The 25,237-nt window shown below is 56.3% G+C and carries 23 protein-coding genes and 1 riboswitch; of the genes, 6 read left to right on the forward strand and 17 right to left on the reverse strand.

Annotated elements, in window-relative coordinates:
* The first annotated feature begins 224 nt into the window (after positions 1–224).
* Positions 225–851: a TetR/AcrR family transcriptional regulator gene (locus tag J4772_RS30290; RefSeq protein WP_209072749.1), complete on the forward strand. Its 627-nt coding sequence runs from the start codon at positions 225–227 to the stop codon at positions 849–851.
* A 77-nt stretch (positions 852–928) separates the two neighbouring features.
* Here J4772_RS30290 and J4772_RS30295 read toward each other — a convergent pair whose 3' ends face one another.
* A complete protein-coding gene (locus J4772_RS30295; protein ID WP_116065125.1) occupies positions 929–1,588 on the reverse strand; it encodes a phosphatase PAP2 family protein in 660 nt (219 codons plus the stop codon).
* Between the two features lie 38 nt (positions 1,589–1,626).
* Positions 1,627–3,477, reverse strand: a complete 1,851-nt coding sequence (locus J4772_RS30300; RefSeq protein WP_209072750.1) for an LTA synthase family protein — start codon at positions 3,475–3,477, stop codon at positions 1,627–1,629.
* Between the two features lie 145 nt (positions 3,478–3,622).
* On the opposite strand from J4772_RS30300, the gene J4772_RS30305 reads away from it, so the two are divergent.
* Positions 3,623–3,919, forward strand: a complete 297-nt coding sequence (locus J4772_RS30305; RefSeq protein ID WP_116065127.1) for a hypothetical protein — start codon at positions 3,623–3,625, stop codon at positions 3,917–3,919.
* Here J4772_RS30305 and lplT read toward each other — a convergent pair.
* Entirely contained in the window at positions 3,900–5,111 is a 1,212-nt protein-coding gene (gene lplT / locus J4772_RS30310) for a lysophospholipid transporter LplT (RefSeq protein ID WP_209072751.1), read from the reverse strand. The two genes, J4772_RS30305 and lplT, sit on opposite strands and share 20 nt — an antisense overlap.
* A 435-nt stretch (positions 5,112–5,546) precedes the next feature.
* Here lplT and J4772_RS30315 point away from each other — a divergent pair, with 435 nt between their 5' ends.
* On the forward strand, positions 5,547–6,776 hold the full coding sequence (locus tag J4772_RS30315; RefSeq protein WP_209072752.1) for an S-layer homology domain-containing protein: 1,230 nt from the start codon (positions 5,547–5,549) through the stop codon (positions 6,774–6,776).
* Between the two features lie 648 nt (positions 6,777–7,424).
* Here J4772_RS30315 and J4772_RS30320 read toward each other — a convergent pair.
* Both J4772_RS30320 and J4772_RS30325 read right to left on the reverse strand, forming a co-directional pair.
* A complete protein-coding gene (locus J4772_RS30320) occupies positions 7,425–7,625 on the reverse strand; it encodes a cold-shock protein (RefSeq protein ID WP_094043234.1) in 201 nt (66 codons plus the stop codon).
* A 217-nt stretch (positions 7,626–7,842) separates the two neighbouring features.
* Complete coding sequence (locus tag J4772_RS30325; protein WP_371822780.1) at positions 7,843–8,634, reverse strand: SDR family oxidoreductase; 792 nt, start codon at positions 8,632–8,634, stop codon at positions 7,843–7,845.
* Positions 8,635–8,774: 140 nt separating this feature from the next.
* Between J4772_RS30325 and J4772_RS30330 the strand changes: the two genes are divergently transcribed.
* Positions 8,775–10,820: a molybdopterin-containing oxidoreductase family protein gene (locus J4772_RS30330; protein WP_209072753.1), complete on the forward strand. Its 2,046-nt coding sequence runs from the start codon at positions 8,775–8,777 to the stop codon at positions 10,818–10,820.
* Here J4772_RS30330 and J4772_RS30335 read toward each other — a convergent pair.
* The gene (locus J4772_RS30335) at positions 10,815–11,804 is read right to left on the reverse strand and encodes an oxidoreductase (RefSeq protein WP_116065132.1); all 990 of its coding nucleotides are present in this window, start codon (positions 11,802–11,804) and stop codon (positions 10,815–10,817) included. The two genes, J4772_RS30330 and J4772_RS30335, sit on opposite strands and share 6 nt — an antisense overlap.
* A gap of 79 nt (positions 11,805–11,883) precedes the next feature.
* Positions 11,884–12,984 (reverse strand): acyl-CoA dehydrogenase family protein, encoded by a 1,101-nt coding sequence (locus tag J4772_RS30340; RefSeq protein ID WP_209072754.1) that lies wholly within the window; start codon positions 12,982–12,984, stop codon positions 11,884–11,886.
* Between the two features lie 125 nt (positions 12,985–13,109).
* On the opposite strand from J4772_RS30340, the gene J4772_RS30345 reads away from it, so the two are divergent.
* A complete protein-coding gene (locus tag J4772_RS30345) occupies positions 13,110–14,207 on the forward strand; it encodes a carbohydrate kinase (protein ID WP_209072755.1) in 1,098 nt (365 codons plus the stop codon).
* 8 nt (positions 14,208–14,215) lie between these two features.
* Positions 14,216–15,124, forward strand: coding sequence for a pseudouridine-5'-phosphate glycosidase (locus J4772_RS30350; protein WP_209077533.1), 909 nt, complete (start codon positions 14,216–14,218; stop codon positions 15,122–15,124).
* Positions 15,125–15,209: 85 nt separating this feature from the next.
* Here the strand turns inward: J4772_RS30350 and infC are convergent, their stop codons facing one another.
* The 10 genes from infC to J4772_RS30400 form a co-directional block, all read right to left on the reverse strand.
* The gene (gene infC, locus J4772_RS30355; protein ID WP_116065134.1) at positions 15,210–15,701 is read right to left on the reverse strand and encodes a translation initiation factor IF-3; all 492 of its coding nucleotides are present in this window, start codon (positions 15,699–15,701) and stop codon (positions 15,210–15,212) included.
* A gap of 18 nt (positions 15,702–15,719) precedes the next feature.
* A complete protein-coding gene (locus tag J4772_RS30360; protein ID WP_209072756.1) occupies positions 15,720–16,511 on the reverse strand; it encodes an energy-coupling factor transporter transmembrane component T family protein in 792 nt (263 codons plus the stop codon).
* On the reverse strand, positions 16,465–17,949 hold the full coding sequence (locus J4772_RS30365) for an ABC transporter ATP-binding protein (protein ID WP_209072757.1): 1,485 nt from the start codon (positions 17,947–17,949) through the stop codon (positions 16,465–16,467). Before J4772_RS30365 ends, J4772_RS30360 begins: the two co-directional genes overlap by 47 nt.
* Complete coding sequence (locus J4772_RS30370; protein WP_209072758.1) at positions 17,946–18,596, reverse strand: ECF transporter S component; 651 nt, start codon at positions 18,594–18,596, stop codon at positions 17,946–17,948. The genes J4772_RS30365 and J4772_RS30370 overlap by 4 nt, the downstream gene beginning before the upstream one ends.
* A 166-nt stretch (positions 18,597–18,762) precedes the next feature.
* Positions 18,763–18,873: riboswitch (TPP riboswitch) on the reverse strand.
* On the reverse strand, positions 18,852–19,244 hold the full coding sequence (locus tag J4772_RS30375; protein WP_209072759.1) for a type II toxin-antitoxin system RelE/ParE family toxin: 393 nt from the start codon (positions 19,242–19,244) through the stop codon (positions 18,852–18,854). Its footprint overlaps the riboswitch before it by 22 nt.
* The gene (locus tag J4772_RS30380; RefSeq protein ID WP_209072760.1) at positions 19,222–19,500 is read right to left on the reverse strand and encodes a type II toxin-antitoxin system Phd/YefM family antitoxin; all 279 of its coding nucleotides are present in this window, start codon (positions 19,498–19,500) and stop codon (positions 19,222–19,224) included. The genes J4772_RS30375 and J4772_RS30380 overlap by 23 nt, the downstream gene beginning before the upstream one ends.
* Positions 19,501–19,890: 390 nt before the next feature.
* Positions 19,891–20,574, reverse strand: coding sequence for a YdeI/OmpD-associated family protein (locus J4772_RS30385; protein ID WP_209072761.1), 684 nt, complete (start codon positions 20,572–20,574; stop codon positions 19,891–19,893).
* Between the two features lie 66 nt (positions 20,575–20,640).
* Positions 20,641–22,170, reverse strand: a complete 1,530-nt coding sequence (locus tag J4772_RS30390) for an alpha-L-arabinofuranosidase C-terminal domain-containing protein (RefSeq protein WP_209072762.1) — start codon at positions 22,168–22,170, stop codon at positions 20,641–20,643.
* A gap of 14 nt (positions 22,171–22,184) precedes the next feature.
* Entirely contained in the window at positions 22,185–23,681 is a 1,497-nt protein-coding gene (locus tag J4772_RS30395; protein ID WP_209072763.1) for an FAD-dependent oxidoreductase, read from the reverse strand.
* A 33-nt stretch (positions 23,682–23,714) separates the two neighbouring features.
* Positions 23,715–25,235 (reverse strand): extracellular solute-binding protein, encoded by a 1,521-nt coding sequence (locus J4772_RS30400; RefSeq protein WP_116065141.1) that lies wholly within the window; start codon positions 25,233–25,235, stop codon positions 23,715–23,717.
* Positions 25,236–25,237 lie beyond the last annotated feature (2 nt).

Genomic DNA, 25,237 nt, shown 5'->3' on the forward strand with positions numbered 1-25,237 from the left:
TATAACCTCCTATCCGAATGGAGAGGCTTCCCTTGCGCGATCTCTCTCTTCCATTGACCGCCGCAAAACACAACGGTACAATAGAATCATCTGGACGCTGCAATGAGAACCCGCGTTTTAAGCGGACAATTGTCCGCTTCAATTCGATGTTACCGGACAATTGTCCGGATGTCAACATGTGGCAAGCGAACTTTATTTGATGGATAATTGCGAGGTGACGCATCGTGTCCGTTCGGCAGGAACGCAGAGAACGCAGAGACGCGGTCGAGAATCGTCAGCTTATTCTTCAGACCGCGCATGACCTGTTTAACGAATATGGCGTACAGCCAGTCAGCATGCATCAGATTGCCAAGACGGCGGGGATCGGGCAGGCGACCCTCTATCGGAAGTACGCCCATAAGGGCGATCTCTGTCTGGATATGCTGCATGAATACGGCAACAGGCTGATGGACGAGATCGAACGATATTTGGAAAATAACCGCGAAGCTCCAGCCTGGGAACGGCTGTGGGGCATTTTGAGCTACTGGATCGATGCGATCGAAAGCAAAGCGGAGCTGCTTATCGAGACCGAAACGAAAATGAATTGCAACGACGATCGAGGGAACTTCTTTCACTCGCCGATGTATCGATTCTCGCGGGAGAAGATTGCGAAGCTGCTGTCCGAGATCGCGACTGAAGAGTCGATATCGGATTTCGACGCCGATCTTGCGGCCCATGCGATCATTTGCTCGATGTCTCCCGTAGGCTACTTTCAGATCAAAAAAGAACGAGGCTATACTCGCGAACAGATTAAAGAGCACTATCGCAAGCTATGCCATCTTGCGGCGCAAACGTCCTTCATCCGGCAATAGGCTTAGCGCTCTCTCCATGCAAAAGGTCGAACTCGGGCAGAAACGAATTTCTGCCGAAGTTCGACCTTTTTCCTTGGTTAGGCCCCGAAGGTTCCCTTCTGACGCTCGCGCGCCAGCTTTGCTTTCCGTTCGACCAGAATAATGGCCGCCGTCACCACTTCAACAACGAAGATCGCTCCCAGCACGTCCATAATGACGTGTTGTTTCACGAATAAGGTGGACATAATGATAAGGCTGGACATCCCGGTAATGAGCGTTAAGTTCCATTTGTTGCGGAACGAGCTCGTCCAGATGGCCCTCATGACCATGTAGCTGGAGAAGCAATGGATGCTTGGAAAGCAGTTATAGGGCTGATCCCGATTGTAAATGTACCGCATCAGCCAGGAGAACGGATCGTCTCCGATAACGGGAGGACGAGCAACCGTCGTCTGGAATACCGAATAAATCAAGTAGCACAGCAGCGCGCAAATCGCGTAGGTCATCAGGTTGCGGTAGTATACGCTAATATCCTTTTTGAAGAAATAGAACAGACAGACATAGATGTAAAAAATCCAAACCGAGTAAGGCAGCGCAAACCATTTAAGGTAAGGAATGGCCTCGTCCGCCGCCATCGCCAAGCTGTACACTTCCTGATTTTCGATGTTGTTCGTTAACGCGTACATCCAGCCCAGAACGGGAAACATCAGCATCAGCAGCAACGGCGAGTACTTTCTCCAATTCATGCTTTTAAGGTTCACGCACTAACCCCCCATTTTATATCTATAGCGCCAACCGTTTATTCATGCTTCGGCAAATGACTGACATAGCTGTTCGAAAGCCGCAAAAGCTCCAACGCACGATCATATTCATCTTGCGTAGAATCTGTTCCGGTCGGCTCGGCGCCGTCAAACGGATAGCTGACTCCGTCCTCGTAGCCGATTCCCGGCACAAAAATGCCCTTGCCGTTTACGAACGATCCCGAAGGCAAATAATATCTTTGCGGCAGTACGTTATCCGTATTGTTCAGCAGATCCTGACCGAAATGAATATGGCCTTTAAGCGAAACGCCGAGAAGATTGGCAAGCGTCGGGAAGATGTCCGCTTGTCCGCCCGTCTGCGGGAACGTTTGCGGGTCGGTCACATTAGGGGACGCGACGATCAGCGGAATATTAAGCATCTCGGTAAATTGATATTCGCGTCCGTAAATTTCCGTCATTAGTTTTTTCTCATGATCGGTAAGCGAGTAGATCGGCAGTCCGAGATGGTCTCCGTATATGACCAGCACCGTATTATCCCAGAGCCCTTGCTGCTTCAGTCTCTCGATGAACTGCCCCAGAGCGTAATCCGTATAATTCTGAGCTTGAATGTAATGGCCGACGAGCGTGTCGCGATAACGCTCCGGAAGCTCGAAGCGGACTTTGCGCTCCGGAATGTTGAACGGATGGTGAGAAGACATGGAAATGATCTGTGCGTAAAAAGGATTGCCCGTCTGGCTCATCTTCAGCAGCTCGTCAGTCGTCTTCTCGTACAGCACTTCATCCGAAGGGCCGAAAAACACGATATCGTCGTCTCCAAAAAACTCGGCATCGTAATAATGCTGGAATCCGAGCCCTTTGTACAGTTCCTTGCGGTTCCAGAATTGCACGTCGTTCGTATGGAACGTGGCCGTCTGATAGCCGTGCTCGGCAAGCTTCTTGGGCATGCTCGGCAAATCCAGGCTGCCGTACTCCTGCGCAGCCGCCCCGTATTGGGGAATATAGAAGGAGGTGTTGACGACGAATTCCGCATCCGACGTATTTCCTTGCCCGACCTGCTGGTAAAAGTGCGAGAAATAGAAATTCTCCCTCGCAAGCTTGTTGATGACAGGCGTAACTTCTTTTCCGTCGATTTTGCGGTCGATCAGGAAATTCTGGAACGCCTCAAGCTGAAGCACGATTACGTTTTTCCCTTTTGCCGCTCCCCAATAGAGCGGCGTAGCCGGTTCGTTGACGCCTTTAAGCGCGGCAATCGTCTCCTCCGTCACCTTGTCCGGAGCTTCGATCTCCTGCGTGGCGCTAGCGATAACCGCATAAGCTTCGTAATTCAAAATGCCCATATTCTCGGCTTGCTTCAGCTCGTTGATGCTGTCGCTGTGCGTCCATACCGTCGAGACGCTGCCGATCAACGAAACGGCGAACACCGCCGAGACCAGCGCGCTGCGTTCCCTGATCGCCAATGATTTGGCCCAGCCTCTGAACCTGCGGTTCATGTACAGCAGCAAGAACACGACAATATCGGTATAAATGAACAGGAAGTAAGGATGCATCAAGGAGAAGACGCTTCCCTTCACTTCCGTCACCTGATTGACTTGTTGAAGTGCGTGATAGGTCACGATAACGCCGAAGTACTTGTAGTACATAATTACGGCGAAGTAGATCGACGTGACGAAAATGTTCACCGTCAAGTAGACGCCCAGCTTCCGCTTCGGCGCAAACCATTCGATCAAGCAAAACAGCACCCACACCGACGGTATCCCCGTCGCCAGCTGCAGCCAGATCGAAGCCCCGTCGAATACGACAAGCCGAGCCAGAAGAATTTTGAGCACCATAATGAGAGAGAAGAACACGAATGGCTTGGACAGCCAGCCTCTCCATTTGGAAGCTTCCATTTCCGTTCACCCCCGAACCCTACTAATTATACAATAATGTTAACTGAGCGTTAAAGTCTTACATGCAGGAAGATTACCTAAAGGTTGGCTAAAGAAATTCGCTTCGCGTATAATGCAAGCATAAACTTCGAAAGGGGCGCTCCCTATGGCGATTTCCTATACAAGATCCTATGATCATATTCTGGACGATTTGTCCCGCGCGCTTACGACCGTTCCGCAATTTTACGAAGCGTTCGAAATGGAGGAAGCCGACTGGCGCGAGCTGACGGAGGGCGAGCGCGAAGTATGCGTGCGCACGCTCGCCGACGATCTATTCTACCTGCTCGGCTCCGAGCCTTCCGCTGAAGTCGGATTGGGCACGGCGGAATACGATTCTGGCCATGCGATCATCAAGATCACGGCCGACACTCAGCTCGTTCACGTCATTGCTTTGCGCGAATAAGCGCATAGCTCTCCCGAACACGGCCGAACTGGAATGCCAAGTAGATGAAGAACAGCGTCAATACTGCGCCGATGCCGACGACCGAATGATTGACGGGCACCTCGAGCTTTCTGAGCGTTAAGTACAGGAACAGGCCCACGACTGTCAGCGAGTTCTCCACGAAGTTCTGGACGGCGATCGTTCTGCCCGGGCCGACGAGGGCTTTGCCCTCCTCCTGCAGCATCGTGTTCAACGGAATAAGGAATATGCCGCCCATAATGCCTGTGATGAACAGGAGCGTCACCGTCAGCCAGAGCTCGTTCGTAAAGTTCGCGGCCATGACCGCGGCGACCATCGCAATTCCGTAGAAATATCCGCGATATAGTTTACCTTCGGGAACCAGCTTCGGCGTCAACCAGGCGCTGAGCACGACCCCGAGCGCCGTAACGCCGATAATCATCGATTGCTGATCGGTATCCACGATGCCCAGATTAAGCGGCAGCCAGGCAATCAGAGCGATTCTCAGCACAGACGCCGTCAGCCAGAACGCTCCCGTGCCGATCAACGAGAACCGGCTTCGACGACTGCGGAACAGCTTGATCGTATCGCGGAAAAACTGTCCGGAAGCCTCCCGGTATCGGATGTCGGGATTGCCGGACTTGGCCGGCACCAGGAAAGTCATGGCAAGCGACAGCAAGTATATGAATAAGCAGACGAGAATTGCCGGCAGGTCGGAGCGGGCGGCCAAGAAGCCTCCCGCTACCGTGCCGAGCAGAATGGCGAGAATCGTCGAGCCCTCCACCTGGGCGTTGGCCCTCAGCAGCTCTCTCTCCGACTTCGTCAGCTCCGACAATATTCCGTATTTGCCCGGAGAATAAACGACCGCTCCTACGCCCACGAAGAAATAACAAAGCGCCGGAGGCAGCCCGAACAGCAGCAGGGCGATGCCGGTCGCTTTCAAGATGTTGCCCAGCAGCAACACATGCGATTTCGCCTTCTTGTCTGCGAACGCCCCTACGATGGGCGCGAGAACGACGTATGCGATGAGAAAAGCCATTTGAATGTAGGTGACCATGCCGTCCGGATCAGCCGCGCCTTCGCGCTTCACCAGACCTACGATCAGGAAGAAATTCAAATTATCTGCGAATGCGCTAAGAAATTGAGTCCATACGACCGCGTTAAGCGGTTTTATTTTTCTAAAGAGAGCAAGCAAAACTTCCCACCCTTTCGTATCAGCCCCCTTATTATACTCTTTCCCCCTTGATTGACAACAATAAGATGCGGCGGAAGCTTTGAGCCCCCGAATCTGTCCGTAACGTCCGGAACTGCTGTATAGGTTATAGACGGAAAAATGGGACGAAAAGTTACATTCTGGGAAAGCGCCTTCAAATAATTGACCGGATTGACAGCCGGGCGCCCAACCGATCGCCGGCGTCTTCCCGCAAAATTAGTACCCGCATCCGCTCCATTCGTCACAGTTCGATCGAGACGGGACGGCGTCTGCACCTCTCAAGACCTATGTAAAAACGCAACTAAAGACCGCAACCCACTTGTCCACTTTAGGCTCCGCGGCTGTTTTCAAGCCGTTCCCGATTATGGTTAGCTTATTAGGATGCCTGACGGGCAAATGAGAAACAGGAGGATCTTCATGCGTCGTTTTACATTTTTCGCTATTCTAATCGCACTAATTAGCACGGGGAGTTCGGCCTATGCGCAAAGCGCTTCCAAAAGTCCCTTCACCGACATTCGGGGACATTGGGCCGAGAACACGATTGTCGAGATGGTGTCCAGAGGCATACTGGACGGTTACCCGGACGGAACGTTCCGCCCCGACGCCCCCGTAAAGGTTGACCAATTCATCAAGATGCTCATACTCTCCTATACCGACCTGCACCAGAACGGCGAGCGGAGCTGGAATTCGTCGTTTCTGCAAAGCCTCAGCGCGGAAAACCAGACGATCGTCAAGCAGGATTACCGGTATTTCGACTTCAAGCCGGCGACGACCGGATATTGGGCGAAGCCCTTTATCGATGTCGCCAGCGATCTGCATTTCCTGAACCGGAGCCGCTACAGCGACTTCCAGAACGACATGACGCGCGAGAACGTAGCGGAAGTCATCTATTACACGCTTCAGGAGACCGAATTTCTGGAGGATTCCCAATTCAGCAGACAGCTTGCCGAAGCTTACGGGGATTTGATGAGCGCATCGGAGCGCGAGCAGAAGTTCATAGCGGAGGCGCTGGTGAAGGGCATCATGCAGGGGTATCCGAACGGCTATTTCGGCGTCGGAGATAAAGTGACAAGAGCTCAGTCTCTCGTGCTGCTGAACCGGCTGACGGACAAAAAGACTCGCATCGCCGTAAAGTCTGCCGACAACAGCGATCTTCAGCTGTCCGTTCCGACCGTCGGCGGCGGCACTCGCGTCATCGTGTTCCCCGATCGCAGAATGCGCGACGCCTACGAGGTGCTTGAGCAAGCGGGCGCGCTGCGCGGCTCGAACCACGACTTGCTGGATACGCGGCTTAGACTGTTTAAAGATCAGAAGGAAAAGGACGCCGTCCTGGCCGCCTCCGTATCGGACAAGGTGCAGGAGGAGACGGCGCTGTGGCTCGATCCGCAGTACAACACGTACGGCATAACGATCCGGCTGCGCGAAGGCACCTTGGCGCGCAACCAGGAAGCGATCGAAGCATTCGCCAACTACCTGTTCGGCTACAATTCGGCGACGTTCCGCGAACGCTTCAACGACATCTGCGGCAAAGTCGCATCCGGCAGCAAAGTGGCCTCCCAGCAGCTCGAGATCGCAGACGACAAGGTGGACGTTCTCGTCGATCTGACGGGCAAAACGGTCATTTTCTCCATTACCAAGAAGAGCTAATATGGCGCCCCCGAGGTAACCTAACCGTGAGGTAACCCAAGCGCAAGGTCGGAAATCTGATCGCCGATTGACATTTCCCGTACTATTGAAATGAAAAGCATGTATTTTCTTGCAGGCGTTGGCCTTCGGAAGATACATGCTTTTTTCCTATGTGGGAAGCCCCGCGGTAGCGTCAAGATAAGCACGCCTCACGGTCTTATCTGCTCCCGATGACCCCGATTGCAAGAGATAAGCACTCCTCACGGTCTTATCCGCCCCGATGACACCGAATGTGAGAAATAAGCTCGCCTCACAGTCTTAACCAACCCCCGATGACCCCGATTGCGAGAGATAAGCACTCCTCGCGGTCTTATCTGCCCCCGACGCCCCCGATTGCGAGAGATAAGCTCGATTCACGGTCTTATCCGCACTCCACGCCCTTCCTCTTTAGCCGAAAATAGCGCGGAACCAAACAGGTGAGATTGTTGCTCCAACGGGCATTTCCCGCTGATCAACGAGAAAGTTCGTCTAACATTTAATGTCGCTACCCGCATCGCATCGAATCGCGGCTCAGTACAAAGCAGCCTGTTCCTCTGGCCCATGCCGCGCTTCCGACACATAAAAAAGAGACCCCCGACTTTCGTCAGGAGTCTCTTCGGCGAGTTAAGCTTACAGCTTAACAACGTTTTCTGCTTGCGGTCCGCGGTTGCCTTGAACAACGTTGAACTGAACGCGTTGGCCTTCGTCCAAAGTCTTGAAGCCTTCGCCCGTAATCGCGCTGAAGTGAACGAATACGTCGTTTCCGCCTTCAACTTCGATGAAACCGAAGCCTTTGTCAGCGTTAAACCATTTAACTGTACCCTCTTGCATGTATTTCACCTCCAAATCATACAATGCCTCATGAACTTTTCTTTTTATTCATACGAATAAAAAAATCCACAAATTAGCAGGGTTAACTTCAAAATGATAACCCTTCCATTCTGTGAATTCAGGTCACGATTTCGATAGTCCTTACTATAACATGTTCCCGTGCAAAAAGCAAATCTATTCTTCTGTCCTGCTCAAATTTAGCATGTCCAACTTTCATTCATCCTATAAGCAGCGATTCGGCCCCATCGATGTACACTTTTGTTCCAGTGATCAGCGAAGAACGGGGGGATGCAAGGAACAGCACCAGTTCGGCTACCTGCTCTGGAGTGCCTGGGCCGTGCGTCAACGGGATGGCCCCGTCGGGATACTCCACCGGAATTTGCGCCTCTTCCGCCTCGGGTGTCCGATTCGTATTTTCTCCTATATTCGTGCGAATGGCCCCCGGGCAGATCGCGTTCACGCGAATGCGGTGCTCCGCCAGTTCCAGCGCGGCCATCTGCATCAGGGCGGTCTGTCCCGCCTTGCTCGTGCTGTAGGCGCTAGCCCCTATGTTGGAGAAGATCCGGTTGCCGTTGACCGAGCTCGTAAAAATCACGCTGCCGCCCCCTTGCCGCTTCAAATGCGGAATGGCGTGCTTCAGCGTCAAGAAGGTCCCCTTCAGATTGATGTTAATCGTGCTGTCCCAGTCCTCTTCGGTCAGATGTTCAATCGGCGTCCATGTTCCGTTAATGCCCGCATTCGCGAAAACGACGTCCAATCGTCCCCAGCGCAAAACCGCCTGCTCGATCGCCGACCGCACGGACGCTTCTGAAGCGACGTCCGCTTCCAACGCCAACGCCTCTCCTCCCATCCGTTCGATTTCCTCTCTCGCCCGTTCCGCCCTCTGCGAATCCCGGTCGACAACGGCGATTTTGGCACCATGCTCCGCCAGCTTCAGCGCCGCTCCTTTTCCGATGCCCGAGCCGCCGCCCGTTACGATCGCGACCTTTCCCTCAAGTTCTTCCATCATCCTACCTCCTCGTATTGTTGCCAGCCCTAACCTGAATTACCCCATATTCGCAAGCGAAAAACGCAGCCAGTCTCCCGCCCCATTCCCGCAAAACACTCACTTGAGCTATACTGACATTTAGGAAACGGAGTTGAGATTAGATGTCCGCAACAGAGAGCACGAAGCGCAAAATCGTTCGTTCGGTTTGTCCTTTCGATTGCCCCGATACGTGCAGCCTGCACGTCACGATGGAAAACGACGTTATCGTATCTATAGACGGAAATCCCGACCACCCGGTCACGCAAGGCGCGATCTGCAACAAAGTCCGGCATCTGCATGAGCGCGTATACCACGCCGACCGCATCCTGTATCCGCTGCGCCGAACAGGCCCCAAGGGTACGCTCGAGTTCGAACGCATCAGTTGGGACGAAGCTTACGACGAGATCGTCTCCAGGCTGAAAACCGCCATCGCCCGCAAGGGTGCGGAAACGATTCTGCCCTACAGCTTTTACGGCAATATGGGCATTCTGAACGCCGAAGGAATGGATCGCCGTTTCTTCCATCGGCTTGGAGCCAGCCGACTGAAACGGACGATCTGCAACGCTGCAGGCTCCGCAGGTTACGGCTACACGATGGGCGCGTCGGCGGGCACCGATCCCGAGACGACGGTGCATACGAAGTATGCCTTGATCTGGGGCTGCAATCTTGTGTCTACCAACATGCATCAGGTGATGTATTTGACCGAAGCCCGCAAGCGCGGAGCGAAAATCGTCCATATCGACGTGCACCGCAACCGCACCTCGGCTTGGGCCGACGAATTCGTGGGCATTCTCCCGGGGACGGATACGGCGCTCGCTCTCGGCATGATGCATGTGATGATCAAAGAAAAGCTGACGGACGAGCGGTTTATCGCGGAGCATACGACAGGCTTCGAGGAACTGGCGGCACAGGCGGAAAAGTACCCTCCGGAGCGGGTCGCGGCAATTACCGGCGTCCCGGCGGATACGATCGTTAGACTGGCCCGCGAATACGCGGGGACGACGCCGTCGTTCATCCGCATCGGCAACGGTCTGCAGCATCACGACAACGGCGGCATGGCGATTCGCACGATCGCCTGTCTTCCCGCGCTTGTCGGCCAATGGGGCATTCCCGGGGGCGGCGCGATCAAAGGCAACAGCCACTATTCGGCGGTGAACGATCAAGCGCTGGAACGGCCGGATCTGCTGCCTGATCGCAGCGTTCGTTCGATTAATATGAACCGGTTGGGCGAAGCCTTAACGGAGGCCAAACCGTCCGTCGATGTCCTGTTCGTCTACAACAGCAATCCCGCGGTCGTTGCGCCAGACCAGAACCGGGTGCGTCAAGGGCTGCTGCGGGACGATCTGTTCACTGTGACGCACGACTTGTTCTTGACCGACACGTGCAAATACGCCGACATCGTGCTGCCCGCGACAAGCCATTTTGAAAACCTGGATCTGTACTCGTCCTATTGGCACCTATACCTGCAGCTTCATGAACCGATCATGGAGCCGATGGGCGAATGCAAATCCAATTTCACGCTGTTCAAAGAGCTGGGATTGCGGATGGGGTTCGAACCGGAAGTATTCAATATTACGGAGGAGCAGATGATTCGCGAAGCGTTGGCCTGCGACAATCCGTTCTTGCGACGTTTGACGTATGAGGAACTGCGAGAAGAAGGCTCTGTGAAAATGAAGCTGGATCGGCCGTCGCTCGCCCCGGGCAAGCTCCCTACCCCTTCCGGCAAAATCGAACTGTTCTCCGAGCGAATGCAGGGCGCCGGCTTGCCGCCCGCGCCGGAATACGCCCCGCTGCGAGAGCCGGAGGAATATCCGCTGCTGCTCGTCACAGGACCGAATCACAGCTTCATTAACTCCACTTTCGGCAACCAGAGCCGGCTCAAAAAGCTGGAGAAGGAGCCCGTCGTCGATTTGCACGCCGAAGACGCCGCTGCCCGCGGCATCGCGCACGGCGATGCTGTGCGGATGTGGAACGGACGCGGCGAGGTTCGGCTGAAGGCCAAGGTCGCAGGCAATGTGCTGCAAGGAGTGCTCGTTACGCAAGGGCTGTGGTGGGAGCACGGCAACGACGGCGTCCAAGCCGTCAACGCTCTGACCTCGCAGCGACTGGCCGACATGGGCGGCGGGGCGACCTTTTTCTCCACGCGGGTCGATATCGAGAAATTATAGCTTTACGACGATCCGGCCTTTGGAACGGCCGGCCAGCATGACCGCCATCGCAGCCGGAATATCATCAAGCGGAATTTCCGACGATAGCTCCCGCAGCTTGTCCGGCCGATATTTGGTCGCCAGCAGTTCCCACGTTTTCCTCCTGGCCGGCATAGGGACAAAGACGGAGTCGATGCCGATCAGCCGTACACCGCGCAGAATAAAAGGAAGTACCGTCGTCGGCAGATCGGTTCCTCCCGTCAGCCCGCTGGCGGCGACCGTCCCCCCGTATTTCACGCCGGCCAGTACGGTCGCGAGAGATTTGCCTCCGACGCAATCGACAACTCCGGCCCAGCGCTGCTTATCCAGGGAGCGGGCGGAAGCCGGCGTTAGCTCATTGCGATCGATTACGCTGTGGGCGCCGAGCTGGAGGAGCTCCTCCTTGGCCTCCGGCTTGCCCGTGCTGGCCGTCACCTCATAGCCAAGCTTGGCCAGAATCGCCACCGCAACGCTGCCTACGCCGCCGGTCGCTCCGGTCACCAGCACCGGTCCGCCTTCAGGATACACTCCGTTGTCCCGCAAGGCCTGCACCGACAGCGCCGCCGTAAAGCCTGCCGTCCCATAGATCATGGCCTCTTTGAGGGTTAGACCGCTCGGAAGCGGGACCGCCCAGTCGGCCGGGATGCGCGCATACTCGCCGTATCCTCCGAAATGGCTTACGCCCAGCTCGTAGCCTGTCGCAACAATCTCGTCCCCTTCCCGAAAACGGTCGTCTTCGCTGGAAACGACGGTTCCGGCCAGATCGATGCCGGGAACGAACGGATAGGCTTTTACGATGCCGCCGTTGGGGGCGGCCGCCAACGCATCCTTGTAGTTCAAGCTGGAATAAGCCACGCGAACGAGCAGTTCTCCTTGCGGAAGCCGCTCTTTATCCAGCAGGCCAACCTCGCATCTATGGCCCCCATCTTGCGTTCGATCCACGATTAGAGCTTTGAATGCCTCCATACTCTTTCCTCCCATGATAGTTGACGTTTCCTTTCGCCCTGCGCATCTCCTTAATTGCCGATCGTTTGCGCCTTTCCGGCTAGACCAACTCCGGTTTAGGCACCAGCACCGCATGCTGCGTTACCGTATGGAGATCGCGCCAAATCCGGTTGATCGGGTGATCCTCCATCAACACCGCCATGCCGAGCAGCGGGAAAATCGCATGCGCATACGCTAATACGCTTCCGGACAGCTGTCGGCACACTGTTCCGACTTCGGCTTGATCCTCCTCCGTCATTTCTCCCGCGGCAAGGAACGCATTCCAAGTCCGGTCCACCGTCTCGTAAAACTTGGCCGCTTCCGCCTCCAGCTTCGCCTCCTGCCGGGAGATCGCTCTCTTCGTCTCTTCGGCGCGTCCCGGTTTGGCCGGCTCCCATTCGGCGCGTTTGGCTGCGACGAACAATTCGGCTTCCGCGAGAAAATGACGGCAAATTCCCAAGCACACGGCGGCAAACGACGTCTGAGCGAACGGCAGAAACGGATAACGGAAAATGGGATCGTCGTAATTCGGCAGGCTCATAATACTGAAGGTACGCTCCTCGGGGACAAATACATCGTCCACCGCCATCGAATGGCTGTCGGTGCCCTTCAAGCCGAACGAATTCCAATCGCGAATAATGCGCACCTGATCGGGCAAAAACGCGAACGAGCGTATTTCCGGCTCCGCCTCTGCGCCTCTGTCGATGCGACAGTTCGCCGTATACAGGCTAGAAAACGTCGAGCCGCTGCAGTACTTCCACTGGCCGCTCACCCGGTAGCCTCCCTCGACCGGATGGGCTACACCGTTTGGGAGCCCGCTGCCGGCCACGACCGCGTTAGCCGGAGCGAACTGTTTTTGCGCCTCTTCGGGAGGCAGCGTCGCCGAGAAAAATCCGCCGCCCGAGCCGATCGTCACCAGCCAGCCGAAGGTTCCGTCAATCTCGGAAGCCTCGGCGAAGACGCGCAGCGCATCCGGCAGCGGCAGCATCAAGCCGTTCAAATCCTTCGGTACAAACAGTTTAAACAGCTTAGCCTCGTAAATGCCCGCCAGCATTTCGGAAGGAAGCGACGTTCCTTCGGGTAAGCTTGCATATTGCTTCGCCGCGTGTACAAGCGATATCGGAATTGTTCCTGTTGTGGTTCCTGTTGCTGATCTCGTCACAGTGAGCTCCTCATTTCTTTCCCTTATCTAACTCTAGACAAAAGTTTATTATATGGACAAATGTCTATAGCGGGTGTATGATGAATTTGCTTACGTTTTTATTATAAGTAAAGGAGGATCGGACTATGGACCGCGAGCGCCAAATTATGGACCTGATCCGCCACAATCCTTTTATATCGCAGAACGATATCGCCGCCAGCATCGGCATCTCCAGATCCGCAGTCGCCGGCTACATCGCCTCGCTGACCAAGCGGGGTGTCATTCGCGGCCGCGCCTACGTGACCGCCGAGGACAACTCCGTGCTGTGCATCGGTGGAGCCAACCTGGACAGCAAGGCGACCGCCAGGCAGCGTATTCGCGCAGGCTCGTCCAACCCGGCCAGCGTCGCGACGTCCTGCGGAGGCGTCGCCCGCAATATTGCGGAAAACCTGGCCCGCTTAAGCTGCTCCGTCTCCCTGCTGACCGTGGTCGGGGACGATCAGGCCGGGCAATGGGTGCTGAAGGAAACCGCCGCAGCAGGCGTGAACACTGCGCTCGCACAGACGCTGCCCGGGGAGAAAACCGGAACGTACACCGCCCTGCTCGACCCTGACGGAGAAATGTTCGTCGCCTACGCCGACATGGACATTTACGACCGCTTTTCCCCGCGGATCTTGCAGGAGAAACGGCCGCACATCTCCGCTTCGAAGCTCATCGTCGCCGACGCGAATTTGCCGGCAGAGACGCTCGCCGAGCTGATTCAGCTGTGCCGCGACGGCTCGCTGCCGCTGCTGATCGATCCGGTTTCCTCCGGGAAAGCGAAGAAGCTGCCCGCCGACTTGACCGGCGTGTCCGCCATCTTCCCCAATTTGGAGGAAGCGGTCGAACTGGCCGGAGCGGTTCCTTCGGACAAGCCGGATTACGCGGAGCTGGCGCGCGCCATCCACGGGCGCGGAGTCTCCCATGCGTTCATTACCGTCGGAGATCAGGGCGTTTTTCACTCTTCGGCGGACGGAGAGTCGGCGCTGATCGCCCCGATTCCGACGAACATCGTCGAGGTGACGGGGGCGGGAGACGCCTTCGTCGCCGGAGTCGCATACGGCATCCTGCACGACCGCTCCTATCGAGAAGCATGTCGCATCGGCCTAGCCGCCTCCCACCTGACCTTGCAGACCGCCGCATCGGTCTCAGCCCAGCTTAACGAGCAGACGCTCCAACAAACGATAGAGGAGAGATTCCAATGACCCACGCAATCAGCCAATATTTAACCTTTACGGACGAGGTTCGCGAAGCGCTCGATTCCGGCAAGCCGATCGTCGCCCTGGAGACGACGATCATTTCCCACGGTATGCCCTACCCGCAAAACATCGAAATGGCCCGCACCGTCGAGCGGATTATCCGCGAGCAGGGAGCCGTTCCCGCTACGATCGGCATCATGGACGGCCGCGTTAAAATCGGGTTGAACGAGCAGGAGCTGGAAGCCTTCGCCACCTCCAATCCCGTTGAAAAAGTTAGCCGCCGCGACTTTGCCTACTTGCTGTCTTCCGGCAAAATCGGCGCCACGACGGTAGCGGCCACGATGATCGGCGCGGCGCTGGCCGGCATAGATGTGTTCGCGACCGGCGGCATCGGCGGCGTGCACCGCGAAGGCGAGACGACGATGGACGTCTCCGCCGACTTGACCGAGCTGGCGCAAACAAACGTCGCCGTCGTCTGCGCTGGGGCCAAGTCGATTCTCGACATCGGCCGTACGCTTGAATATTTAGAGACGCACGGCGTACCCGTCATCGGCTACAATACCGACGAGTTCCCGTCGTTCTACGCGCGGGAGAGCGGCTACGGCGTCGACTTCCGTCTGGACGAGCCTGCCCAAGTCGCCGACGTGCTGAACAAGAAGTGGCAGCTCGGCCTGCAAGGCGGCGCCATTATCGCCAACCCGGTGCCGGCCGAATCCGCTCTGCAGCACGCCGAGATCGAAGGCGTTATTCAACAGGCGCTGAACGAAGCCAAAGAACAAAACATTACCGGCAAGAAGGTCACTCCGTTCTTGCTCGCCCGCATCAAGGAACTGACTGCCGGCCGCAGTCTGGAGACGAACATCGCGCTCGTCTACCATAACGCCAAAGTGGCCGCGCAAATCGCCGTCGCTCTGAAAGCCTGAGCAATCTAGCCACCCGAGACGGCTAGCGGCTCATTCGCCAGCCTTCCGTCGATTCGACTATCAAGCGGCCGTCAGTCACCTCCTGTTAGCGAACGGGGTTGACCTTGACGGCCGCTTGTTTGCCGCTGAGCTGAATGCCGCTCTCCTTGCGTCCAACCTCCGCGAGATCCTTCAGAAGCTGCTCCAACAAGCCTTTCGCCTGCGGTCCTTCCTTGCCTTGAATTTTCACGACGAACTGCACCGCGTCGCCGGAGGCGAGCAGCTTCTCCGCCTGACGTCGCTTGGTCTCGTAGTCGTGATCCTCGATATGGGGCGTTAGGCGAATTTCCTTCACCTTCGGCGGCTGCGCGGCCTTGCGCTCCTGCTGCTTCTCCTTGGCGGCCGCCTGCTTGGCCGTTCCGCGCGGTACAAGCTTGCACGGAGGCGGGCTGCTCAGCAGTGAAGTGCACACCAGATCCGCCTTCAGTTCGCGAGCCATAGCCAGAGCTTCCTCTCTGGATACAACGCCAAGCTCCTCTCCGTCCACCCCCGTCAGCCTCACCTCGGAAGCTTTTATTTTCTCGTTCATGATCAACATGGTCTTCATCCTCTTTTCTCATCGCACATCGGCAATGCCGACGTACGGCCACTGAGTTCCCAGCGCAAACGACAGGCCGAACAAGGCAGCCGTCACGGCTCCGAAGACGATGTCCCGGTAGCTGAACCCGATAACATAATAATAGGTTCTTCTCGCTTGCCCGGCAAACCGCTTCGCCTCCATCGCGACCGCGATCCGGTGCGCCCGCCGAATGCTCTGCGCCAGCAGCGGTATCGCATAGCGGCGCCACGTCCGATAGAGCGTCTTCAGCCTGCCTTGTTTTCTCATTCCTCTGATTTTCAGCGCGTGGCGCAGCGTCTGGAACTCCTCGGCGAGAATCGGGATCATCCGCATCGCGGCGAGAAAGCTGTAGGCGTATTTCGGCGGCAGCTTCGTCTTCTGCATTAGCGCATAGAACAGATCGACAGGGCGCGTCGTCAATCCGAACAGCAGGCCGACCGCCGCCATGCTCAGCGCCCTGAAGCCGAGATGAAGCCCGCGATAATAGCTTTCCTCGGTAATGTGGACGATGCCCCACGAAAACCACGGCGTCTCCCCGCTACCGAAAAACATCATCCCCGTGGCCGAGGAGACGAAGACGAGCAGGAAGGGGGAGGAGTACAGCAGCAGTCTGCGCCAGGGATGGCCCGACCAGAGCAGCAGGAGTACGGAGCCGGCCGCCACATTCGCCATAACGTTGAAGTTATGAATAAGAATAATCGCGAAAAACCAGAGGGAAAACAACGCCAGCTTCACGACGGGATTAACGCGATGCAGCCACGTCCGCCGATGCGGAAAGGTCAATTGCATCCGCCAGCCTCCCCTCCCGGACGCGCCAGACGGCCGTGCAATAGCGTTCTGCGATTCGGGGATCGTGCGTCGCCATGAGAATCGCCGCGCCTTCCGAACGGAGGCGCTCCAGCAATTCCAACAAAGCGAACGCATTGCGCGCGTCCAGTCCGAACGTCGGCTCGTCGAGCAGCAGTAACCGCTGGCCGCGGACGATGGCGGAAGCGACGCTGAGTCTCCTCTTCTGTCCCATCGACAACTGATACGGATGACGGCTCGCGCATTCGGCCAACTGCAATTCCTCCATCAGCCGCTCTCTTCTCTCCCGCCGCTCCCCCGCTTCCATCCCGTCGACCAGCAGCGAATATTCGATCTCGTCGCGAACCGTGTTCGTCACGAATTGAAACTCGGGGTTCTGGAAAACAAACGCCACATGCTCGGCCAACCGCTCCGTCTTGCGCAGCTCCTTTCCCGCCATTCTGCACAGCCCTTCCGTCTGGATCAGACGCATGATTGCGAGCAGGAGCGAGCTTTTGCCCGCTCCGTTGTCGCCCATAATCGCGATCCAATCCCCCGGCTTGACTTCCGCTTTCTCAATCTTGATGACCGTCTTCGCCCCTCTTAGACCGCAGTACTCCTGAAGCTCTAGCATTGACGACTTCAGATGTTCCGCGTTGGGCCTGACGCCCCCTTCAGTCCGTTCCGTAATGTCCCCCCGCGTGCCAAGCTTTCGGTCGCGCTCCTCCCAGATTCCCGGATACCAGATGCCGTAGCGAATAAGCTCAAGCTTATATTGCGCGAAAATATCGACTGGCGCGCCGTCCGCAACAATCTCGCCGCTTGGCCCGACCACGACGATCCGGTCGAACAGATCGGCGACTCCCTCGATTTTATGCTCGACGGCGATCAGCGTCATGTCATCCGCGACCGAGCGAATCGTTCGCCATACCTGGTCCGTTCCCTCTTCGTCGAGCAGCGCCGTCGGTTCGTCCAAGAACAGCACCTCCGGCTCCGTCGCGAGCGCGGTTGCGATTGCCAGCCGCTGCTTCATTCCTTGCGAGAGCGTCTGAATCGGCACATGCGGGTCAGGCAGGTCGAGCCCGACCTGCTGAAGATGAAGGACGATGCGAGCCGACATTTGCTCGCGCGGCACTTGCAGGTTTTCCAGCACGAAAGCCAGCTCTTCATCTACGTAGGGCATGCAAAACTGCGTATCCGGATCCTGAAAGACGTATCCCCACCGCTCAGGCACGACCGTCTCGTCCGCAATCATCGGCACCTCGATCGAACCGGGGATGAGGCCGCTCAGCACTTGCAGCAGCGTAGATTTGCCGCAGCCGCTTGGCCCGAGCATCAGCGTATGCTCCCCTTTGCGCAACGAAAGAGAAACGCCTCGGAACAGCAAAGCGTCCTCTCCGGCGAATTTCAGCTTCAGGTTCGATACGGCTGCTGCAATCATGACCTATGGAGCGCGTCGTAGTCCTGCTTGGAAGCGGGTCGAAGCGGCTTCGTAGCTCCCGTCAATTCCAGCGCTTTAGCCAAAGAACAGGCGAAAATGCCGGCGATCGCGATGCTTCCGATCAGACGCAGCCCGATGAATAACGTATAGTTCCATGCGGTCAATTGGTCGATATAGCCGTAGCCGAAATCCAGCACCAGCGAGCCCGCCGCCGCTCCGATTGCCGCCAGCGAAGCGACCCATACCGAGGAATTGCGATACAGGAAGGCGGCGAACACAAGCTCCGCTCCAAGTCCTTGCAGCAATCCGTACCACAGCGTTGCCACTCCCCACTCGCTGCCTAACAGCGCGCTTATGCTGGCCGCGGCGACCTCCGCCAGTACAGCAACACCCGGCTTGCGCAGGACGAGGAACGCGAACGTTCCTGCGAGAAACCACATTCCGTACGACAGCTGCTCCGCATGCAAGCCAAGCGGCTTGAAGACGTCGTACATCGGTCCCCATATTTTGTAGATGATGCCGAATACGACCGCGATGACAAGCGCGACCAGAATATCGGCCAGTTTTAATCCCCGGGCTCTCGTCCCTTGCCTGTCTCCTTGCCTGTCTCCTTGCCTGTCTCCTTGCCCTTGCCCAGCTTGCGCCATAGCTCCAACACTCCTTCTCCCGAATGGTATAAATTGCTTCTTGAACGCTCAGAAAGGCAATCAAGCAACAAAGTCTTCCGGGTCCCAGCGAACATCAAAGCACTCGGCACGCAACCAAAAAAGCCCGCCCTTAACGAGCAGGGTAGGCTAGCGCACGGCATCCGAAGATACGCGACCAAAGTTGTCTCTACGCTGGCATTACCCAGATCAGATCGACGGTCAGCGGCATACGGCCGCAATCTCAGCCTGACTTTATCAAGCACCCGTTTCTTTGCGATTCAATTGTCTATAACTTACCCCATCAGCAAGGACTTGGCAATACTCTCTATACTGGCGGTCCGAATAGTTCTCGCAAATAGTCTCTACGTGAAGAATGCGGTAGATGATCACTGTATTTTCGACAAGCCTGTAAAAGACTAAATACGGGGATACGACTATAAATCGATAGCCGCGCTGTATGATCGCATACTCTTCGTCTGACAACATTGATCCCCTATTAGAGAAGTCTGCCAACGAGGAAATTTGACGATTGATTCTTTCCAAAAGCTCTTCTGCAGCCGCTACATTGTCCTGAGAAATGTAGGAGAAAATTTCATCCATATCGTCAACTGCGGCAGGGGTGTACTTAATTCTGCTCTTTGACCGCATTCAACTTCCTCCGCATACGAGCCATCACTTCGTCGTGAGCAACTAGCTCCGCTCCCTCGGCGACCTGCTTCTCTGCCACCAACAGCTTCGCTTGCAATTTAATGCGAGCTTCCATTCGCCGATACGTTTCGTGACTCATCACGACAAGATCAGCTTCACCGTTACGAGTCAAGATTACAGGCTCATCCAGCTCATGACAATATTTCGAAAATCCATTATAGTCCTGCCGGATCGTCGTAGAAGGCTTGATATTCATTCGCCCACCCCTACCCCTATGACATTATTCTGACGATATTATATCATCAAAATAACGGATCAATCCACTTTGAGCTTTGAAGACGCTTTAGTGACATACAACCCTTGATATTGGTTGCTTTGTACGGTTTATCCTACAAACGCTCGTCGTTTGAGCCTGGTTCGAGCTGCTTTGTACGGTTTATCCTACAAACGCTCGTCGTTTGAGCCTGGTTCGAGCTGGTTTGTACGGTTTATCCTACAAACGCTCGTCGTTTGAGCCTGGTTCGAGCTGGTTTGTACGAATTTCCGACTAACTTTCCTGCGTAAGCTCATGTGTGCAAATAGATATGCCGTAAAAGTTCAAATTGTTTCCAATCAATTTGAACCGTTGTGGGTTATGATTACGCCTTTATTTTTCAGCCTGCCGATACAGTTCGCGACTCTTGTAGCCGGCCTTCATAATCACTTTCATCTCTTCCCGCCGTTTCTCCTGCGTCTCCTCCTGCTTCGCGCTGTATACGTAACGGGCCCAATCCTTGCGGTAGCCCGGCGTAAGCGACTGATAGAAGGCCAACAGATCGGGAGAATCATCCAAATCCCGTTCCACGCTCGGAATCAAGGCGACGTAGTCGTCCACACGCTGGCTCGGCTGTGACGTTCTCGAAGCCGCCTTCCCCTTGCCCGCCGCTGCATCCTTCTTAAACCCGACAACGGTAAACACCTCATCCAGCCCGACCATTCTCGCGAATTTGACGCTGCTCCCTCCGATGTAACCTTCCTCGTCGGCGCCGAGTCCCGGGAACAGATCGTCGCGGTGAATAGACGTTGCGTACTTTTTATTGCCGAGCTTCGGGTAAGCGGTGAATAAATAGCCGTTCGGGCGGAGCGCCCCCTCGGCGATTACCCGTTCGACAAGACTCTTTAACTCGGCCATATCCAGCACGAAGGCGAACACAAGATCATACCCGCCGTCCTTGAGCGACGTATCGTACCCCGTCAATTCCGCGAGGTAATCCGTCCCCTCCGGCTGGTTTAAAATCGCGACCCGCTCGTATTTGCGCAAGCCCAGCTTATCTACGATTGTTTTCGACATGGCTTTATCCTCCAGGCGATTATCGGTCTGTACATCATTATAGCCGATAATCGCCGGGACAAGCTTCTATGCCTTCTCGAACCGAAGCAAAACGATGCTGTGCGCCGGAACGGTCAGAGTGTTGTCGATCGATACTCCCATACGCAGGACGGGAACGACCCGCTCGGGGGCTTCCGACGTATTGGAAGCGTAAATATCGTCGTGATGCAGCGACCAGACGGCCGCCGAGCTTCCGTATCCTTCCGGAATGCCGAGGGAAAGCTCGAAGCCCGACTCCAGGTGCCGGTTCACGATTGCCACCCGCAGACTGCCGTCCTCCCCTATCGCTCCGACGGCATCGATGTAAGGCGAGGATACCGGCTGATACTTGCGCGCCAGCTCTTCGCCGTATTCCGGATTGCTCACCAGCGGCACCGGCGTCAGACGAGAAGGAGACTGTACCTCGACGCTCACGCTCTCCCCCGTCATCCACTGCCCATACTGCTTGAACAGATGGTATAACGGCGTTTTGACGACGGCATCCTCCGTCACGTTCATTACGCCGTTCCCGTTGACGAGGAACACATAGTTCGCCATGCCCACATGCGGGCTTAGCCGAATCATCGCATGGAACACTCCCGCTGCGAAGATTGCGTCCTGAAGATTGCGGGGACTGTTGCGGTTAAGGAGGTACCCCCCATTGCCGGACGGATCAACTTCATAGTGGCGAATGTTCCATTCGTCCAGGGAAAGGCGAATTGGGTGCCCGGGCTTCTTGTTCATCCTGCTCAGCGTCGTTTCCAGCGTGCCGATCATTTTGCGCAGTTGATTCTCGAAGTAGACCGGCGTGAATGCGATCGGATAGTATTCGTCCGAGCTTTCCCGGTCGACGGAGCAGCCGTAAATGTGAATCGTCAAGTAGCTGAGATATTTGCCCGCAGCCTCGATGACTTTGCGGTCCCACTCCTCGTCGTTTCCTTCGTAGGATCCGACGCCAAGCAGCTGCAGCTGCGAGTCGTACTTCTTGGCGAACTGCGCCCAGTTCGCCAGCTTGGCCGCGTATTCGTCCGCGCCGAGCTGGCCGGCCTCCCAGTCCCCCCAAGTCTCGTTGCCGATGCCCCAGAGCCGAACGCCGTAAGGCTCTTCGCGTCCGTTATCCTTGCGCCACTTGGCATCCGCCGTTTCTGCGCCGTTGCAGTAATCGATCCAGCGCAAGGCATCGACCAGCGTCCCCGTGCCCAAATTCACATTCACGTAGGGCTCCGCGCCGACCTGCTCGCACCAGCTCAGGAATTCGTCCGTTCCGAACCGATTCGACTCCTGTCCTCCCCAGTGCCAGTTCGGACGAACCGGCCGCTGCTCGCTAGGTCCTACTCCGTCCTTCCAGTCATACAGATCGACGTAACAGCCTCCCGGCCAGCGAATAACCGGAACGCCCAATTCCCGGGCGGCCTCGATGACATCCTTCCGTAAGCCCTGGTCATCGGACCGAGCCGAGTCGCCGTCCCACACTCCCGGATACATGCAATTGCCGAGATGCTCGAAATATTGACCGTAAATATAAGGACTGATCTCGCCTGTCCGTTCTTCTTCCCTAATTGTGATGATGGCTTTCATCCGATCATCCTCCTCTAGCTGCCGCTTTTTCGGGCGAACGGATTATGATGGCTCGCCGTATTGCCGGATCCGTCGATTTTCGTCAGGCGCAAGCCGGCATCCCGCCGCTCCTCCACGCCTTCCGCGTCCAGCAGGTACTGACCCTGCTCAATCAGTAGCCGCCGGACTTCGGCAACCGGCACTTCCCGCGTCTTTAATCCCTGCCGCACGGCCAGAGCCGCCGCCGTTCCGGCTCCCTGCCCGATCCCCATCGCCGTTGCCATGACGCGCACCGAACCGAACGCATTGTGCGTCGCCGAAATGCAGCGTCCGGCCACGAGCAAATTATCCACTCCTTGCGGAAGCAAGCTCCGGTACGGAATTTCGTAGACGGCCTTGCCGGAGCCGGTGAATACCTGCTGCTCTCCTTCCGGCGGGTGAATGTCGATGGCGAACGTGCCGCAGGCGATGCCGTCTTCGAACGCCCGGCTGTTCAGCACATCCTCCTCGGTCATCGTGTAATCGCCGACGATATGCCGCGTTTCCCGGATGCCGACCTGCACGCCCGTATCCAGTACGTAAGCGTCCTCGAAGCCTCCGATATGCCGCTTCATGAACTCGGTTACCGCCCAGGCCTGATGACGCGTTTCGATCTCGGCTCTCGTCAGGTCCTGGACGTTCGTTCCGTCGATGCCTTGGAGACGGGTGCAGTTCACCGCGAATTGCCCTTCGCGGGGCAGCTCGTACATGAGAATCCGCGGCGCGGCATCCTTCGGGTACTCGCCCCTCTCGACCGCCGCTTGGATGATTTCCTTCATTCCGAGAAAAGCGAGCGCGCTTTGCGAATCGATCTCTTCGTCGGTCGGAGAATCCTTGAGCAGATGCCGGTTCGCCTTCATCCACGCCTTTAATCGTCCCATGTCGACGCCGGACACCCGGTAAAAGAGCGTCACCGGCTGCATCGCGCCGTCGGATTCCCGCCCCTTGACGAACGGAGCGCCGATTCTCGCGGCGACGTCTGCGTCGGCCGAGCAGTCGATCACCGTTTTCGCCCGGATCGCCTGTCGTCCGGATTTGCTTTCGACGATCACGCCGACGATCCGTCCCTCTTCCGCATACGCATCGGAGAACGTCGTATGAAGCATGAGCTCGACGCCCGCTTCCTTCAGCATTTCGAACAGCACGAGCTTCATGCCTTCCGGGTCGAACGGGGACATCGAAGCATTGTCGAACGTCAAGTCCGTGACGTGGCCCGGAGATACCGTCTTCTTCACCAGCCGGTCGACGACCTCTCCGGCTACGCCGCGGATGACCTGATTGCCGTTCACGTCGTGGAACGTAAACATCGGATTGACCATCGCAACCGTCAGATTGCCGCCGACGAATCCGTATCGTTCCAATAGCAGCACTTTGGCGCCGTTGCGTGCAGCTGCGACCGCAGCGCCGATTCCTGCGGGTCCTCCCCCTACGACGAGCACGTCCGGCTCCGCCATGACGGGGATACGCCGAGTCGATTCTTCAATATAGTTCACTTTCTCTCCGCTCCTTCCGGGAAAACGCAGTTTCTATTTTTTCGTGCTGTACCAGTCGTTGATCGCCTTGATCACGTCGCTGCCTCCGGACGAATCCCATTTCGCCAGAAACTTGTCGAAGTCTTCGATCTTCTGTCCGCTGAGCAGAACCTGCAGGAAGAAGTCGTTCTCCATTTGGGTCAGGCTCGGCGAGTTTTTGCCGACTGCTTCGATCGGCGGCATGAACGCGATCGGATTGACCTTCGCGTATTTGTCGAAATCCTTGTTAATGGCGTTAAAGGCTTCGAACAGAGTTGGCGTTCGACGAAGACGCGCCAGCCACATATCGGCATATTCGACTTCGCGGATGCCGTTCAGGAAGAAGTAGGCACTCCCCCGCTTCTCGGTGAAAATCGGCATAATCGGGCTGTACACTCCGTTCTCTTCGTTAAACGTTACCCCCTGCTCGCCCAACGTCAGGAATGTGAAGTTGTCCTTCTGCATTTTCAAATCCATAAACTTGATTGCATCCTCGGCCTTTTTCGAGGATTTCGGAATCGCGTGCACGTAGATCAGCTTATCCGCCATTTCCACACCGGACGACCCGTCGGACCCCAACAAAGGAGAGATGTAACCCATTTTGCCTTGCGGTACGTTTGTTTTGAAGGCGTCGTTCATGTTCGAAGCCAGGTTCCAGTCGCCCGAGATCATGGCCGCCTGGCCGCTGATGAACTTCTCTTGCGCCTGTGCCGATTTATTGACCGGCCAATCTTTGTCGACCAGGCCTTCGTCGAACAGCTTCTTCATGAATGCAAAGTAATCTTTCATCGCCGGTTGCTTGATTCTCGGTACTAACTGTCCGTCCACTTCGGACCATGCGGTATAGAGGCCGTAAGCGCTCCAGACCATAGGAACGCCCATTCCGTTCCCGGTAAGCGGAATCATATCCGGCTTCTTCGCTTTGATCGTTTTCAGCGTCTCGTAAAATTCGTCCAGCGTTTCCGGCGTTTTCAGCCCGAGCTCGTCCAGCACGTCCTGCCGCACGATCATCGTCTGCTCGATGTTGGCCCGTTCGTTTTTTTGCGGGATGCCGTACAGCTCGCCGTTATATCTGCCGAGCTCCCAGGAAGATTCCGAGATCCCTTCCTTCAGGTTCGCGCCATATTGATCCACCAGGTCTCCGATCGGCTGAAGCGCTCCTTGGGCGACCAGCGTATAGAACTGATTTGGGTTGAGCGTGAGGATATCGTAATTGGAGCCGGATGCAATCTCGATATTCAGCTTCTCCTCCGGGTTGTCCTTCGGCAGAAGCGTATAATTGACCTTATACCCCGTTGTCGTTTCGATATCTTTCGCGACGGGATCGTTGTTCGGATCGAAACCTACGTTAAACGCGAGCACCTTCAGTTCCGGCTTGGCGCCTCCGGCTTCCGACGAAGCCGGGGCCGATGCCGACGGGCTCGTTCCTCCCTGGCTCGCTTCCGGTTCCTTACCTCCGGAACATCCCGCTAGCACGGTGATTGCCGCAATACCGGCTATGCCGGCTTTTATCCACTTGCTGCGCTTGAACAACATCG

The organism is Cohnella sp. LGH (genome assembly GCF_017671885.1).
Classification (GTDB): domain Bacteria; phylum Bacillota; class Bacilli; order Paenibacillales; family Paenibacillaceae; genus Cohnella; species Cohnella phaseoli.